This is a genomic window from Rhodococcus sp. USK13, assembly GCF_018343855.1.
GTDB lineage: Bacteria > Actinomycetota > Actinomycetes > Mycobacteriales > Mycobacteriaceae > Rhodococcus_F > Rhodococcus_F oxybenzonivorans.
The window spans coordinates 4,920,172-4,935,380 of sequence record NZ_CP069242.1 but is presented as its reverse complement, the minus strand read 5'-3'; the positions used below and the strand labels follow the sequence as shown (position 1 = coordinate 4,935,380).

12 protein-coding genes and 1 pseudogene are annotated in these 15,209 nt (G+C 66.9%); 10 read left to right on the top strand and 3 right to left on the bottom strand.

Annotated features, from left to right (window positions below):
* Nucleotides 1-15: 15 nt before the first annotated feature.
* From JQT59_RS25145 to JQT59_RS25135, 3 genes are read right to left on the bottom strand one after another with little or no spacing between them, the layout of a single operon-like run.
* Complete coding sequence (locus JQT59_RS25145; protein WP_213572424.1) at nucleotides 16-849, bottom strand: carotenoid biosynthesis protein; 834 nt, start codon at nucleotides 847-849, stop codon at nucleotides 16-18.
* Nucleotides 846-2,435: a phytoene desaturase family protein gene (locus JQT59_RS25140; RefSeq protein ID WP_213572423.1), complete on the bottom strand. Its 1,590-nt coding sequence runs from the start codon at nucleotides 2,433-2,435 to the stop codon at nucleotides 846-848. Before JQT59_RS25140 ends, JQT59_RS25145 begins: the two co-directional genes overlap by 4 nt.
* 4 nt (nucleotides 2,436-2,439) lie before the next feature.
* Nucleotides 2,440-3,099, bottom strand: a complete 660-nt coding sequence (locus JQT59_RS25135) for a GNAT family N-acetyltransferase (RefSeq protein ID WP_213572422.1) — start codon at nucleotides 3,097-3,099, stop codon at nucleotides 2,440-2,442.
* Between the two features lie 53 nt (nucleotides 3,100-3,152).
* Here JQT59_RS25135 and JQT59_RS25130 point away from each other — a divergent pair, with 53 nt between their 5' ends.
* The 10 genes and pseudogenes from JQT59_RS25130 to murD all read left to right on the top strand — a co-directional run bounded on the left by JQT59_RS25130 (nucleotide 3,153) and on the right by murD (nucleotide 14,972).
* Nucleotides 3,153-3,734 (top strand): SAV_6107 family HEPN domain-containing protein, encoded by a 582-nt coding sequence (locus tag JQT59_RS25130; protein WP_213572421.1) that lies wholly within the window; start codon nucleotides 3,153-3,155, stop codon nucleotides 3,732-3,734.
* A gap of 235 nt (nucleotides 3,735-3,969) precedes the next feature.
* Nucleotides 3,970-4,398 carry an SCO2097 family morphological protein gene (locus JQT59_RS25125; RefSeq protein ID WP_213572420.1) on the top strand — a complete coding sequence of 143 codons (429 nt, stop codon included), beginning with the start codon at nucleotides 3,970-3,972 and terminating at the stop codon, nucleotides 4,396-4,398.
* Between the two features lie 471 nt (nucleotides 4,399-4,869).
* Nucleotides 4,870-5,301, top strand: coding sequence for a division/cell wall cluster transcriptional repressor MraZ (gene mraZ, locus JQT59_RS25120; RefSeq protein WP_109329258.1), 432 nt, complete (start codon nucleotides 4,870-4,872; stop codon nucleotides 5,299-5,301).
* Nucleotides 5,302-5,499: 198 nt separating this feature from the next.
* Nucleotides 5,500-6,516 (top strand): 16S rRNA (cytosine(1402)-N(4))-methyltransferase RsmH, encoded by a 1,017-nt coding sequence (rsmH, locus tag JQT59_RS25115; RefSeq protein WP_213572419.1) that lies wholly within the window; start codon nucleotides 5,500-5,502, stop codon nucleotides 6,514-6,516.
* Nucleotides 6,513-7,196 (top strand): cell division protein FtsL, encoded by a 684-nt coding sequence (gene ftsL / locus JQT59_RS25110; RefSeq protein ID WP_213572418.1) that lies wholly within the window; start codon nucleotides 6,513-6,515, stop codon nucleotides 7,194-7,196. The genes rsmH and ftsL overlap by 4 nt, the downstream gene beginning before the upstream one ends.
* The gene (locus JQT59_RS25105; RefSeq protein ID WP_213572417.1) at nucleotides 7,193-9,043 is read left to right on the top strand and encodes a peptidoglycan D,D-transpeptidase FtsI family protein; all 1,851 of its coding nucleotides are present in this window, start codon (nucleotides 7,193-7,195) and stop codon (nucleotides 9,041-9,043) included. The genes ftsL and JQT59_RS25105 overlap by 4 nt, the downstream gene beginning before the upstream one ends.
* 249 nt (nucleotides 9,044-9,292) lie before the next feature.
* Nucleotides 9,293-10,885, top strand: coding sequence for a UDP-N-acetylmuramoyl-L-alanyl-D-glutamate--2,6-diaminopimelate ligase (locus JQT59_RS25100; RefSeq protein WP_213578070.1), 1,593 nt, complete (start codon nucleotides 9,293-9,295; stop codon nucleotides 10,883-10,885).
* Nucleotides 10,882-12,396 (top strand): UDP-N-acetylmuramoyl-tripeptide--D-alanyl-D-alanine ligase, encoded by a 1,515-nt coding sequence (locus JQT59_RS25095; RefSeq protein ID WP_213572416.1) that lies wholly within the window; start codon nucleotides 10,882-10,884, stop codon nucleotides 12,394-12,396. Before JQT59_RS25100 ends, JQT59_RS25095 begins: the two co-directional genes overlap by 4 nt.
* Nucleotides 12,393-13,472 carry a phospho-N-acetylmuramoyl-pentapeptide-transferase gene (mraY, locus tag JQT59_RS25090; RefSeq protein WP_159921716.1) on the top strand — a complete coding sequence of 360 codons (1,080 nt, stop codon included), beginning with the start codon at nucleotides 12,393-12,395 and terminating at the stop codon, nucleotides 13,470-13,472. The genes JQT59_RS25095 and mraY overlap by 4 nt, the downstream gene beginning before the upstream one ends.
* Before the next feature lie 4 nt (nucleotides 13,473-13,476).
* A pseudogene (murD, locus tag JQT59_RS25085) lies at nucleotides 13,477-14,972 on the top strand (UDP-N-acetylmuramoyl-L-alanine--D-glutamate ligase).
* Nucleotides 14,973-15,209: the final 237 nt, after the last annotated feature.

The following is a 15,209-nucleotide window of genomic DNA, read 5'->3' as shown; positions in this document are numbered from 1 at the left end:
GGGAGTGAACCGGTGTCAGGCGCGAGGGGGCGTGTCGGGGATGTCGGGTCGCCGGACCCGCGACCGCACGAGGACGATCAGGAGGGGAATCCCGAGAACTCCCATCGTGATCCACCCGTAGATCGCGGAGAATCGGAGTCCCGGTCCGTCGAGAAACACCGAGTGGGCCAGCGCCGAACCCAGCCAGGTCCACAGGAACAAGGCGATCGGGACACCGTCCCTGTGTGGCGGCGTTCCGTGCGGTTTGGCGGCGGTATCGGAAATGCGGTGATCGAACCATTCCATCGCCGCAGCCATGGTGGCAGCCACCGCACACCATCCCACGTAGTTGGTCAGCGGGATGTGCTCGACACCGGGAAGACCCGCATCGGTGACGCACCATGTCCACTGTCCATCCGCGACCATCTGGGGGTCGAGATACAGATCCCATCCCACGACGCCGACCGTGGTGAGGACCATCCGAATCAGGTGCCGATATCTGCCCCCCGCCAGTAGGGAGGCGACGCACCACACCGGATAGAAGCCCGCTGTCCAGGCGAACGGCACCACGAGGGGGACACCGGCCAGTGCAGGACCGAGTCGGTCGACGCTGTAGTCGTAGCAGCCGTAGGGCACGCCGGTTGACGTCCCGACGACCTCCGAGAGCAGGCCGAAACCCGCTGTGACCAGAACCAGAGCCGCGGCCCAGCGCGGACCGCGCGTAAGGGTGGCATGCGTGATGCTCGCCGCCGCGAGCAGGAGCACGACGCAGACCGTCACCGCGTCACGGAGGTCACCGCGCACCAGAGGGTAGACAATCTGCGCCGCGATCGCTGCTGCGGCCGTCAGGGCGGGGATGCGCGCGGTCACGTCCCCGGCCACATGCGGCGCAGTCGCGCGGTTCTGGAGGCGCGGCGTGCGTCGTGGAGCGCGACGTGTGCGGCGCTTCGCCCGCTGGCACCGGACACCCCACCGCCCGGATGCGTCGAGGCGCCGGTGAGGTACAGGCGTTCGGCTCCGGGGACCCGGTGCCCGGAGAGTTCGGGAAGGGGCCGCCACATCATCATCTGGTCGAGCGACATCTCGACGTGCATCACGTTGCCCCCGATCAGCCCCATCTCGTCCTCGAGGTCCTGTGGTGACTGCACATGACGGTCCAGGATCGACGTCCGGACACCGGGGGCGAGTTCCTCGATCTCGTCGACGATGCGCTCGGCCTCGGCCCCTGCCAGGTCGCTCCACCGACGGCCCCCGCTGAGCCGGTAAGGCTGCCACTGGGACCACAGGGTGATCTGATGCCGACCCGCGGGCGCGATCGTGGGATCGAGGCCACTGAAGCTCATCCCCAGCACCGCGGGCCGCGGCGGGAGTTCCCCTGCCAGCGCGGCACCGTGGGCGAGGCGCAGGTTCGCGCGATCGGACACGAGGAGCTGCAATCCGCTGGTCACCGAGGTGTCAGGGGCGCTCGGATAGGACGGCAGGGCGTCGGTCGCCAGCCGTACCACCATCCCGATGCCCGGTCCGACGCGGATCCGCCGGCGCCAGCTATCGAGGATCTGCCTGTCGTAGCCGCCTGCTTCGAGGAGATCGAGCGTAGTGAGCACGTGGCACCCGGCAATCACGGTCCGCGAACGAATTTCCCGCCCCACCGACGTCCGCGTGATCCAGGAAGTCCCGTCCCGGCGCAGCGCGACGACCTTCTCACCCAGGGAAAGCACGCCGGAGTCGGCCCGCAACCGCGACGCCAGGGCCGCCGTCAAGGCGCCGCTCCCACCGACGGCACGGCCGGGCGGAGTGGTGTGCATCAGTGCCGCGAATCCCACCATCGGGGCGGTGCCCGGCTCGGACATCGGCGGCCCGGACTGGGCGCCGAACCATGCGAGTGCGGCCTTGAGTCGTTCGTCGTCGAAGAATTCGTCCAGCAGGGCGTCCCCCGACGCGAGGAACTGCCGCGACAGGTCGCTGCCGCCGCCCCCCGTATCGAGACCCCAGAACGACGACAACAGCGCGGGGGCGGTCGGCGGCCTGGTGAAGGCCCGCATCACGCGGGCGCTGCGCGGCCCCCACACGTCGACGAACCGCCGATACGCGTCGGCCTCGGCCGGTCCGCAGGACTCCTGGATGGACAGGCAGGTCGCATCGAGGCTGCGCCGGAACACGATGCCGGGCCGGCCGGTACCCGCAGGCGCCGGGGCGAACGCCCACGGATCGCAATCCAGGTAGCGCAGACCGTGCGCGTGCAAACCCAGTTCCTCGACGATGCCGGTGTGACGGACCATGATGTGCGCGGAGGATCCGCGGTCGACGCGGTGACCTGGAAACCGTTCCACTGTCGAGACCGCTCCGCCCGGTACGGTGTCGCGTTCGATCACCTCGACCGACCATCCCGTTCGAGCCAGGTAGCACGCCGACACCAGGGCGTTGTGTCCCGACCCGACCACCACCGCATCGATCATCGGGTCAGGTTAACGGTTCTTCTCCGGAGGAAGGCTTCTCGGTGGAAAGGCTTTCCAGTGGAAGGCTACGGCCGAGGACCGCGAAGGGACGGTTGTCGCCTGCGAACCGGAAGTGGCGCAGTACATCCCGGAATCCGAGCCGACGGTAGAGCCGCCACGCTCGATTGTTCTCGTCTGCGACCTCGGGGGTGGACAACAACACGCCGCGTTCGGGTCGGCGGTCGAGCAATCGGAGAAGGAGTGTTTCGCCGAGACCGTGTCCCTGGGCGTCGGGATGGACGTGGAGTTCGGTCAGTTCGAAATAGTCGTCGAGAACTGTCTCGATCCGGTCCCGGGTCCAGCCGGTGTGCCGCAAACCGGTGCGGACCTGCTGGTGCCACCACTGTTCGGGGGCTCCGCGGTAGCCGTAGGCCACGGCCACGAGGCGGTGAGTCGCATCGGATTCGGCGGACGGATCGGCTGGGACCACGGCGCCGACACCACTCCACCCCGATCGCTGCACATGTTCGGTCCACATCGGCGCGCGGTGGTATTCCGTGCCGCGGGGATAGCCCATGGCGGCGACATAGATTGCGAGGGCCTCCTGGAGGCGGTCGCGGAACTCGGCAGCCGAGAGTTCGACCACGAGCGGTATCTGGTCAGCGTTCGTGTCGACCGGTCTCACCTTTCTCTTGACGACGTGTCGGTGGGTCCAGCTATATTGAATAGGTCGAACGGATGTTCGATAGCGGGGATCCGGCGATGCTCGAGGGAAGCGAGCATCGCCGGGACCCCGGCTCACGACAGGACTACGCCCGGCGGGGTGGACACACCGGGGTTGTGGAGGTGTTCGAAGTGATGAACAACTCGGTTTCAGGACCGACCTCTGGGCCCTCGCGGCGACCGGGGGAGGTGCGTGCGCCGGCATCTCGGCGCGCCGCCTCCCTACTCGACCGGGCCGACGCTCTTCTGTCGCAATCGGTCGGCGCCGACTCGCCTGCGGATCGCTTTCACAGCGCGTATCTCGCCGCACTGCGCGGTGCCGGTGCCGTGCTCGCCGCTGCCGATGGGTCGCCGGGAGGTCGACGGACACGAACGCGTAACGCTTGGGTTCTCATGGCAGACGCCGCGAGCGACTTCGGCGCATGGGCCGACTATTTCGCTGGGCACTCCGCCACTCGTGCCGCGATCGAGGCCGGGATGTCGCGCACGCTCACCGATCTCGAGGCGGACGAGTTCTTTGTCGAGGTGGGGCGGTTTTTGCAAGCGGTGGAAGACCACATCGGTCGCGGTGCAGACGTCGATCTTCGGGCGTCGTAGCTGCTCGTCTCGCCCGGAATCCGGGTCGGCTGCCCGCAGTGTCGGCGACGTAGTGAAAGCCCGGAGCAGGGTTCGGTGCGGGAGTCCGTAAGGTTGGTGTCGAACTCGTGCACCGAGTAGGTGGTACCGGGGTCGAACTGCTCGTATTATTAAATCTAGGTAGCCGCCAAAGTCGGTTACCCACCGCCTCGCACCGTGAGGCGGTGGCCAACACTCCAGTGCCGGGGGAGGTACCGTGCCACTCTCCGAGCACGAGCAGCGCATGCTCGACCAGATCGAGAGCGCTCTCTATGCCGAAGATCCCAAGTTCGCCTCCACTGTGCGAGGCGGTCGCATGCGTGCGGCATCGAGTCGTCGTCGTTTTCAGGCCATAGCCCTGTTCGTCCTGGGGCTGGTCCTGCTCATCGCCGGCGTCGCCCTGCCGATCAAGCCGGGTGGATTCCCGGTGATCAGCTTGATCGGCTTCATCGTTATGTTCGGTGCGGGAGTCCTCCTCCTGTGGGGTGGGGGAAAGAACAATTCCCGACAGTCGTCGCGAGGCGGCTCGACCACGCCCGACGAGACCAAGAGGTCCGACCGTGGTAAGCCCCGTGGCGGACGAAAGAGTGGCGGGTTCTCGTCGCGAATGGAAGATCGCTTCAAGAAGAGATTCGAGCAGGAGTAGCAGAACTCGCTGGGGCGTTGGCGGCGTGGCATTTCGATGCCACGCCGCCAACGCTATTTTGTGGCTGTGAACGCGCCCACGCCTCCCGCCGCGACTGGCTGGTGCTCTCAGTGAATGTCTCTGTGTGATCCCCGGCCCCCTACTCGCCCCACTTTCCCCCATCGCGTGCGGACTGATCGACGCGTGACCGCCCGGGACGTCGCCGTCCTCACCTCACCTGGCCTTTTACGGCGTTCACCGCGTGCGTTGGCTGGTTCGCCCCATGAGCGGGCCGTGTTCGTGATCACTGAGGGAATTTTCCCCCACCTTCACGAATCGGCTTGACCAGCAAGTATTGAGCAAACAGGAGGGAAACACCCCGGCTTCCGCCTTGTCAGTGGGGGAAAGTGGGGTACTGTGGTGCGCAGCGGGGAACGAAGGTGAACCGCCCGGGCATGCGGCGTTCGATATGGACGTAGTGGGAGGTGTCGAGTGTTTCTCGGTACCTACACGCCGAAGCTCGACGACAAGGGGCGGCTGACGTTGCCCGCAAAGTTCCGGGACGCACTGGCGGGAGGGTTGATGGTCACCAAGGGTCAGGATCACAGCCTCGCGGTGTATCCCCGGGAGGAGTTCACCGCGCTCGCGCGCAAGGCCGCGGCCGCGTCGAGAAGCGATCCGGAAGCGCGAGCTTTCGTGCGCGGTCTCGCTGCCGGCACCGATGAGCAGCACGCAGATGCCCAGGGGCGCATCACCCTCTCGGCAGATCACCGTCGTTACGCAGGTCTCTCCAAGGATTGCGTAGTGATCGGTTCGGTCGATTTCCTCGAGATCTGGGATGCGCAGGCATGGCAGACCTACGTCGAGGAGAACGAGGAGAACTACTCGCAGGCAACGGGAGTCGCGCTCGGCGAGATCGTCTGAGCATGACCGCACGCACGCGAATGCAGCGAGGCCTCTGTCCGACGGAACCCTGACGCACTTCCCCAGCGCCAGGTTTTCATTTCGGGCAGGGACCTCGAAGCATTCGCACCGGCAACCGGCCGAGAAGAGAAGTTCGACATGTGGACTCCGGCTTCGGACATGTCCACCCGCACCACAGAAGCAGGAGCCGGAGGGATCATGGTGGATCACGAGGGGGAAGAATCCTCGCCCGCCGACGGTTTCGGCCATATCCCGGTCCTGCTGCACCGAGCCGTCGAACTCCTCGGCCCCGCGCTCACTCTGCACGACCCGGAGGGTGGGGGAGCCGTCATGATCGACGCCACCCTCGGCCTCGGGGGGCATTCCGAGCATTTTCTCCGGACGTACCCTCGGTTGAAGCTCGTGGCCCTCGACCGGGATCCGCACGCCCTCGAGATTGCCGGGGCTCGGTTGGCCCCGTTCGGGGACCGCGTGACCTTCGTCCACACTCGGTATGACGGCATCGAAAATGCACTTCTCGAAGCGGGACTTCCTCCTCGAGATTCAGTTCACGGCATCCTGTTCGACCTGGGGGTGTCGTCGATGCAACTCGACGAGTCCGATCGCGGGTTCGCCTACTCCATCGATGCGCCGCTCGACATGCGGATGGATCCCACTACGGGGATCACGGCGGCAGAGGTACTCAATACATACAGCCACGGTGATCTGGCCCGGATCCTCAGCACCTACGGTGAAGAACGGTTCGCGGGAAAGATCGCGTCGGAAATCGTCCGGCAGCGGGCGAAACAGCCTTTCACGACGAGTGCCGAACTGGTCGAACTGCTGTATCGCGCCATTCCGGCGGCGACCCGCCGGACCGGGGGACACCCCGCCAAGCGGACCTTCCAAGCTCTTCGCGTCGAGGTCAACGGCGAACTCGATTCACTGCGAGCGGCGATACCGGCGGCACTCGACGCGTTGACTGTCGGGGGACGCGTCGTGTTCATGTCGTATCAGTCGCTCGAAGACCGGGTCGTCAAGCAGGAGATCACTCCCCGCTCGAAGTCGAGGAGTCCGGAGGGGCTCCCTGTCGAGTTGCCGGGTATGGGGCCGGAGTTCCGCATCCTCACCCGAGGGGCGGAGCGAGCGTCCGAGCAGGAAATAGAAGAGAACCCACGATCAGCCCCGGTGCGCTTGCGTGCTGCAGAAAGAATTGCCAGGAGGTCGGCGGCATGACGGTTCAGGTGAATTCCCCCGAGGTACGGCCTGCACGTGGGGGTAACCGTTCGGGCGCTGCCCAGCGCGCGTACGAGCGGCGAACTCAGCGTGCGGCAGTGCACAGCGGATCGCCGACCGCCGTGGCCGGCATGAACCGCGCCGGTTCCCTTGCTGCCCGGATTCCTTTTGTGGCAACGATTCTCGGACTTCTCAGCTTGGGTCTCGCTGTCACTCTCCTGCTCACCACCCGCTCGGCGGAGGATTCCTATCAGCTCAGTGCTGCGCGGGAACACAATCAGTCGCTCGCGGAGGAGAAGGCGGCGCTGCAACGGGATGTGGAGACGGCCAACTCTGCGCCGAAACTCGCGGAGGAAGCGGCGAAGTTGGGGATGGTTCCGGCGAACGATCCCGCTCGTCTCGTGGTGCATTTGGACGGGAGCGTCGAGGTGGTCGGGAAGCCGGCTCCGGCATCCGGGTCACCTGTGCCCCCGCTCGATGCCGCGGCCCCGTCCACCCAGGCGGGGAACACGGTCGCGACAGCTCCGAATCGGGGCACCACCACCACTACGCAGGCGCCGCGCGCCACGCCGCGACCCGGCAATGGCCCGGAGATCCAGGCCCGAGGTGAACAATTGGTTCCCGTGATGCCTTCGACCACTGCACCGACGACAGCACCACCATCGGGTGGTCGCCGGTGAACCGAAACGCACCGAGAAGTCGTCCCCGGCGCCCCAAGGGCGCCGGCACGGGGTCCTTTCCGTTCAGGCAACGGATCGGACGCGGGATGATGTTCGGAGCGCTCGGCCTCGCCGCGGTGCAACTCTTGTGGATTCAGGTCATCGAAGCGCCGCAACTGTCGGCCGAGGCGGCGAATCAACGCACGACCACCCAGGTGGATCCAGCGCTGCGCGGGTCGATCACCGACCGCAATGCCAACCCCATTGCTTTCACCATGGAAGCGAAGGCACTGACTTTTCAGCCTGCGCGGGTCCGTAAGGAGCTCGAGGAGGCGCGCGCCAAGAGCGGGACCGCCCCCGAGGTCGATTCGAGGCTCGATGCCATTGCCAAGGAAATTCACGACCGCCTCGGTGACGCGGCGCCGGAGAAAGAACTGAAGGAGAAACTGCGCAGCGACGAAACGTTCGTCTATCTCGCCCGCAGTGTCGACCCCGCGATTGCCGCCGAAATCAGTGAAAAGTATCCCGAGGTGGGTCTCGAGCGTCAGGACATCCGCGAATATCCCGGCGGATCCCTCGCCGCAAACCTCGTCGGCGCGACCGGCTGGGACGGGCACGGGCTCCTCGGCCTCGAGGACTCACTGGACTCCACTCTCGCCGGCACGGACGGCTCCGAAACCTACGACCGCGGGTCCGACGGCGCCGTCATTCCCGGCAGTTGGCGTGACAAGCAGCCTGCGGTGGACGGGTCGAGTGTCGAACTCACCATCGACTCGGACCTTCAGTACTACGTGCAGCAGCAAGTGCAGATGGCGAAGGACAAGTCCGGCGCCAAGGATGCGTCTGCGGTGGTGCTCGACTCTCACACCGGTGAAGTCCTGGCGATGTCGAACGACAGCACGTTCAACCCGGCGATCGGGGTGGGCAATAATCCGCGATCTGTGGAGATGGGCAATCTGTCCGTCAGTACCCCGTTCGAGCCGGGATCGGTGAACAAGATCGTGACCGCCGCGGCGGCCATCGAGTACGGACTGACCACCCCCGATGAAGTCCTCGAAGTTCCCGGCACCATTCAGATGGCAGGCGTGTCGGTGAAGGATGCCTGGGATCACGGCGTGGCTCCCTACACGTCCACCGGGGTGTTCGGTAAGTCGTCGAACGTCGGCACGCTGATGCTCGCCCAGCGCGTCGGCGAGGACCGTTACGCCGACATGCTGTCGAAGTTCGGACTCGGTCAGCGCACCGAGGTGGGGTTACCCGGCGAGAGTGCGGGCAGTGTGCCGAGCCGCGACCAGTGGTCGGGCGGCACCTTTGCGAACCTGCCGATCGGCCAGGGTCTGTCGATGACGTTGTTGCAGATGACCGGCATGTATCAGGCCATCGCCAACGACGGTATTCGCATTCCGCCGCGAATCGTCCGGGCCACCATCGACGCGGACGGCGACAGAACCGAGACGGAGCGACCGGAAGAAATCACCGTGGTCAGCCCGCAGACGGCCGCCACCGTGCGCGACATGTTCCGTTCCGTCACGCAGAACGACACCGGCAACCAGCGCGGCACAGGGGTTCAGGCTGCTGTCGACGGCTACCAGATCAGCGGTAAAACGGGAACAGCGCAGCAGGTCGACCCCGCCTGTAAGTGCTACTCGAATTCGAATTACTGGATCACGTTCGCCGGGATCGCGCCCGCGGACAATCCGCGGTACGTGATCGGCATCATGCTGAACGCACCTACGCGGAGCGCGGACGGCACCGGTGGGCAGTCCGCCGCGCCGCTGTTCCACAACATCGCGTCGTGGTTGCTCCAACGTGACAGCGTCCCGATGTCCCCGGATCCCGGACGCAGGCTGGTGCTCCAAGCCGATTGAGCGATGGTCGGCCGAATCCGGGTTTCGGAACGGTCGCGGTAATCTGACACGTCGGCCGTTCAGTGGGCACAGTCGTTCAGTGAACACAGTCGCGTGAAGATGCCCAGGTCGCGCACTGTAGAGCCGTGCACGACGCCCGTAGTCAGTAGAGAGTCGACACCCGAGAGGAGCCCGGTGCCTGTTCCGCCCCGCCCGCAGTCGACGTCCGCGCCACTGAAGTCTGGAGAAGATCTGCAGTCCGGAAAAACTCTGCAGTCCGGAGAAGATCTGAAGTCTGGCGGCGATCTGCGCCCTAGTCTGCCGGTTCGTACCCCGGTGAGCGTTCTCGCGGCAGCTGCCGGAGCCAGAATCGAGGCTTCCGCAGGTGGTGCTGCCGACGTCGTCGTCACGGGAGTGGATCTTCGGGCTCAGGCCATCGCCCAGGGCGATCTCTTTGCTGCCTTGCCCGGTGCCCGGGCGCACGGGGCGGAGTTCGCGGCAGACGCTGTTGCACGCGGAGCAGTGGCGATCCTCACGGACGAGGCCGGGTTCGACATCGTGTCGGGGCTGGAAGCGGACGTGCCGGTCCTGGTCCACCATGATCCCCGCGGAGTTCTCGGCGAGATGTCGGCCACCATCTACGGCCGTCCGTCGGAGCGCATGCAGGTGATCGGTATCACCGGCACTTCCGGTAAGACCACCACCTCTTACCTTGTGGAGGGCGCCCTCACCGCGGCTGGGCGCACCACCGGTCTGGTGGGAACCATCGAAACGCGGATGAAGGGGCGCCGGGTGCCGAGCGCACTGACGACGCCCGAGGCCCCGCAACTGCACGCCCTGTTCGCTGTGATGCTCGAGCAGGGGGTCGACACGGTGGTGATGGAGGTCTCCAGTCACGCGCTCGCGCTCGGCCGGGTCGACGGTGTGCGGTTCGATGTGGGTGCCTTCACCAATCTCTCGCAGGACCACCTCGATTTCCACCGCGACTTCGAGGACTACTTCGCCGCCAAGGCCAGGCTTTTCCGCGCCGAATCCTCGGTCCACGCGCCGCGGGCCGTCATCTGTGTCGACGACGTGTGGGGGCAGCGGATGGCCGAGGTTGCCGCCGACGCCGGCTCCGTCGTGTCCACGGTGGCCACGGGGCCCGGCCGTGTGGAGGCGGAGTGGACTGCAGGTGCGCCGACGGTCTCGCCTTCCGGTTCGCAGACCTTCTCTCTCACCACACCGGACGGCACGTCGCTCGAGGTGTTGCTACAGCTTCCGGGACGGTACAACGTTGCCAATGCCTCGGTTGCCGTTGCGTTGAGCGCCTCACTGGGGGTCGATCCGCTCGTCGCAGTGAAGGGCATCGCGGAGGTCGACGTGCCCGGGCGGGTGCAGCGCATCGATCGCGGCCAGGACTTTCTCGCCGTCGTCGACTACGCGCACAAACCCGCCGCCCTCGAAGCTGTGATCGCGACCCTTCGGAGCCAGGTGTCCGGCCGTGTCGCGGTGGTCGTGGGTGCGGGAGGTGACCGCGACGCCGGGAAGCGCCCCCTGATGGGGTCGGCGTCGGCGCGAGGCGCGGATCTGCTGATCATCACGGACGACAATCCGCGCACCGAGGACCCGGCGACGATCAGAGCCGCGGTCCGGGAGGGTGCCCTCGCGGTGCCCGAATCCGAGCGGGGAGAAGTTCGGGAAGTGGGGGACCGCGCGAGGGCGATCACCGAGGCCGTCAGCTGGGCGCAGGCAGGCGACGTAGTTCTGGTCGCAGGTAAGGGACACGAGTCCGGTCAGGAGATTTCCGGGGTGAAGCACCCATTTGACGATCGCGAGGTTCTGGGCGAAGCGATCGAGCAGGTAATCGGAGGAAGCAAATGATCCCGATGACACTCGCTCGCATCGCCGAAATCGTGGGAGGCGAGCTCCACGACGTCGTCGATCCCTCGACCGAGGTGACCGGCAGCGTTGAATTCGATTCACGGAAGGTAGGCCCAGGCGGCCTCTTCCTCGCGCTGCCCGGTGCCCGCGTCGACGGTCACGACCATGCGGCGGCCGCCGTTGCGGCAGGTGCAGCCGCCGTCGTGGCTGCGCGGCCGGTCGGGGTTCCGGCCGTCGTGGTCCCGCCGATTCCGGTGGACGTCCCGAGCCGGGCGATGGCACTCGAACACGATTCGGACGGGTCCGGCGCCGCGGTGCTCGCCGCTCTGGCGAAGCTTGCCCGTGCCTCTGTCGACGAACTGACCGACAAGGGCTTGACCGTGGTCGGAGTGACGGGGTCAGCGGGCAAGACCTCGACCAAAGACCTCCTCGCGGCTGTTCTGCGCCCCCTGGGCCCGGTGGTGGCGCCGCCTGGATCGTTCAACAACGAGCTCGGGCACCCGTGGACGGCCCTGCGCGCTGATGCCGACACCCGGTTCCTGGTTCTGGAGATGTCTGCGCGCGGGCTGGGGCACATCGCGTCCCTCGCGACCATCGCGCCTCCCCGGATCGGGGTCATTCTCAACGTGGGCACGGCACATCTCGGTGAGTTCGGGTCCCGGGACGCGATCGCCCTGGCGAAGGGGGAGCTCGCCGAAGCGCTGCCGACTGCCGCGGACGGCGGCGTCGCCGTGCTCAATGCAGACGACCCTCTGGTCGCCGCCATGGCCTCACGGACCTCTGCGCGCGTGGTGCTCGTCGGTCAGTCGGAGGCGGCGGATATCCGGGCCACCGACATCGTGCTCGACGAGAAGGCGCGTGCGCGATTCACGCTCACCACGTCTTCGGGCAGTGTTCCGGTCGAGCTGGCGGTGCACGGCGAACATCAAGTCGGGAACGCACTCGCCGCTGCCGCAGTGGCTTTCGAGTGCGGCGCAGATCTCGGCCAGGTTGCCCAGGCACTGTCCGGGGCCGCTGCGGTGTCGGCTCGCCGTATGGATGTGCGAGACCGGCCGGACGGTGTGACGGTGGTCAACGATTCGTACAACGCCAATCCTGATTCGATGCGCGCAGCCATCAAGGCGCTGGTGTCGATGGCGAAGACCGGCCGCGGCGCGGCGCGCCGCAGTTGGGCGGTACTCGGAGAAATGGCGGAGCTGGGGCCAGAATCAGTGGTCGAACACGATGCGATCGGCAGATTCGCGGTCCGGCTGGACGTGAGCAAGTTGATCATCGTCGGAACCGGCAGACCGGCACGGGCCATGCATCAGGGCGCGGTCATGGAGGGCTCGTGGGGCGACGAGGCGATACTCGTTCCCGACGCCGCCTCCGCGATCGCGTTGCTCGAGGAGGAATTGGCGGCAGGTGACCTGGTATTGGTCAAAGCGTCGCAATCCATCGGACTGTGGGAGGTCGCGGACGCGGTGCTGGCGGGACACACGGGACAGAAGGGTTCGGAGGCCATGCGGTGAGACAGATCCTCTTCGCGGCGGGCATCGCGCTTGCCGTCTCGATTCTGCTGACCCCGGTCCTCATCAAGGCCTTTTCCCGTCAGGGTTTCGGCCAGGAGATCCGCGTCGAAGGTCCGGCCAGTCACCAGTCGAAGCGCGGGACCCCGACGATGGGCGGAGTCGCCATCCTCGCCGGTCTGTGGGCGGGGTACTGGGGATCGCACCTGATCGGTATCGGCTACAACGCGGACGGCCCCTCGGCGTCGGGTCTGCTGGTGCTGGGCCTGACCACTGCGCTCGGTGGTGTCGGGTTCCTCGACGACTTCATCAAGATCCGCAAGCAGCGCAACCTGGGACTGAACAAGACCGCAAAACTGGTCGGCCAGCTGATCGCGGCGGTGGCGTTCGGCATCCTTGCGCTGCAGTTCCGCGGGGCCAACGACCTCACCCCCGGCAGTGCCCACCTGTCGTACGTCCGCGACATCGCGACGGTGACACTGGGATCCGTGGTGTTCGTCGCGTTCTGTTATCTGCTGGTCAGCGCGTGGTCGAACGCCGTCAACCTCACCGACGGACTCGACGGCCTGGCGGCCGGCTCCATGAGCCTCGTGCTGGGTGCCTACGTCATCATCACGTTCTGGCAGTACCGCAACGCATGTGAGACCAGCCCGGGAAAGGGTTGCTACGACGTCCGGGATCCGCTCGACCTGGCCCTGATCTGCGCCGCCGGGGCGGGCGCCTGCATCGGCTTCCTCTGGTGGAACGCCGCGCCCGCCAAAATCTTCATGGGCGACACCGGCTCCCTTGCGCTGGGCGGCATGCTCGCCGGGCTGTCCATCACGACGCGGACCGAACTGCTCATGGTGGTGATCGGCGCTCTCTTCGTCGCCGAAGCGGCGTCCGTGGTGATCCAGGTCGCGGTGTTCAGGTCGAGCCGGAGACGAGTGTTCCGCATGGCGCCTTTCCACCATCACTTCGAACTCGCCGGGTGGGCGGAAACCACGGTGATCATCCGCTTCTGGTTGCTGGCGGCCATCGCCTCGGCGATCGGCCTCGCGCTGTTCTACAGCGAGTACCTGGCAGCGATCGGCGGCTGACCCAGTGGCCGAGGATCTGGAACTCGATCGGTTGCGGGGTCGTGCCGTACTCGTCGCGGGGGCAGGGATCTCGGGCCGGGCGACGATCGAACCGCTCCGTGAACTCGGAGCCCTCGTCACCGTCACCGATTCGAATGCCGACGCCCTTGCCGAATGCGCGAGGCTCGGCGCAGCCACCGTGCCCATCGACGACCTCCTCGCCGACCGCGAACGTGTCCGTGACTTCGCGCTGGTGGTGACCAGCCCCGGATTCCGTCCCGACGCACCGCTGCTCTCGGCTGCCGCCGGAGACGGTATCCCCATTTGGGGAGATATCGAACTCTCCTGGCACGTCGACCGATCGGGACTCTACGGCCCGCCCCGCCGATGGTTGGTGGTTACCGGGACCAACGGAAAGACGACCACGACCTCGATGCTGCAGTCGATCCTGTCGGCGGCAAAGGTGCCCAGCACAGCCTGCGGGAACATCGGACTTCCGGTCCTCGCGGCCCTACGCCAGACGTCTCCTCGGCCCGAAGTGCTGGCGGTGGAACTCTCGTCGTTCCAACTGCACTGGGCACCGTCAGTTCGGCCGGCGGCCGGAGCCGTCCTGAACATCGCCGAGGACCACCTCGACTGGCACGGCGGTATGCAGTCGTACATCGAAGCGAAGGCGCGAGCGTTGACCGGCGATGTCGCAGTACTGGGTCTCGACGACGACGTGGCCGCGTCCCTCACATCCTCCTCACCCGCCGAACGCACGGTGGGCTTCCGGGTGGGGATCCCGGGGCCGGGGAGTTGGGGATCGAAAACGGCCACCTGGTCGATCGGGCGTTCGCCGACGGACTGCGGCTGGCCCCGACGGAGGGGATTACCCCGTCCGGTCCTGCTGGGTTGATGGATGCGCTCGCTGCGGCAGCGCTTGCGCGTGCCGCCGGGGTGGGGCCCGAGGCGGTGGCCCGCGGTCTGGCGAGTTACGTCGTCGGCCCGCACCGGGGTGCACGCGTTGCCGAGATCGGCGGGGTCACCTTCGTCGACGACTCGAAGGCCACCAACCCGCACGCGGCCGGGCCGTCGATTCTTGCGCACGAACACGTGGTGTGGATCGCCGGCGGCCTCCTCAAAGGCGCCCAGGTCGACGATCTGATCGTCGAGGTGGCCGACCGCCTGACCGGAGTCGTGCTACTCGGGCGTGACGCCACCCACATCGCCGAGTCGCTTGCGCGACACGCCCCCGAGGTTCCCGTGGTCAGTGTCGAAACGGGAGACGATGCTGGAGTGAGTGCTGTTGCTCGAGCCACGACCCGACGGGTGCCCCTGCCGCCCGGTACCGACAGCGACGCGGTCATGGCAGCTGTCGTGCGTGAGGCGGCTGCCCTGGCGACGGCGGGTGACGCTGTCGTACTGGCTCCTGCCGCGGCTTCGCTCGACATGTTCGACAGCTACGGTCATCGAGGTAGGAGCTTCGCCGACGCGGTCGGCCGGCTGCGTGCATCGGACATTACCGGGCAGCCGCGATGACGTCGGCCGATCCGCGCCCACGCCGGGTTCCCGACGCGCAGCGCAGCCGAGTGTCCGACGCGCAGCGGGGCCGCGGTGGTGAACGGGGTCGCGGTGACGCACCTCGGGGCCGTGCCGGTGATGCGGGAAGACCTCGCTCTCCGGAAGGCCCGCGCTCGCAGGACGGTTTTTCGCGCTCGGCTACGCCCCGCCGCCCGCCGCAGGGTCCGCGAACCCGCACTTCGCCGCCGCGCGCTC

What these genes read in the sequence shown, in the direction of transcription:
- rsmH (WP_213572419.1), top strand. Translation starts at nt 5,500, where the DNA reads ATGGTGGATCACGAGGGGGAAGAATCCTCGCCCGCCGACGGTTTCGGC.
- JQT59_RS25095 (WP_213572416.1), top strand. Translation starts at nt 10,882, where the DNA reads ATGATCCCGATGACACTCGCTCGCATCGCCGAAATCGTGGGAGGCGAG.
- JQT59_RS25130 (WP_213572421.1), top strand. Translation starts at nt 3,153, where the DNA reads ATGTTCGATAGCGGGGATCCGGCGATGCTCGAGGGAAGCGAGCATCGC.
- ftsL (WP_213572418.1), top strand. Translation starts at nt 6,513, where the DNA reads ATGACGGTTCAGGTGAATTCCCCCGAGGTACGGCCTGCACGTGGGGGT.
- JQT59_RS25140 (WP_213572423.1), bottom strand. Translation starts at nt 2,435, where the DNA reads ATGATCGATGCGGTGGTGGTCGGGTCGGGACACAACGCCCTGGTGTCG.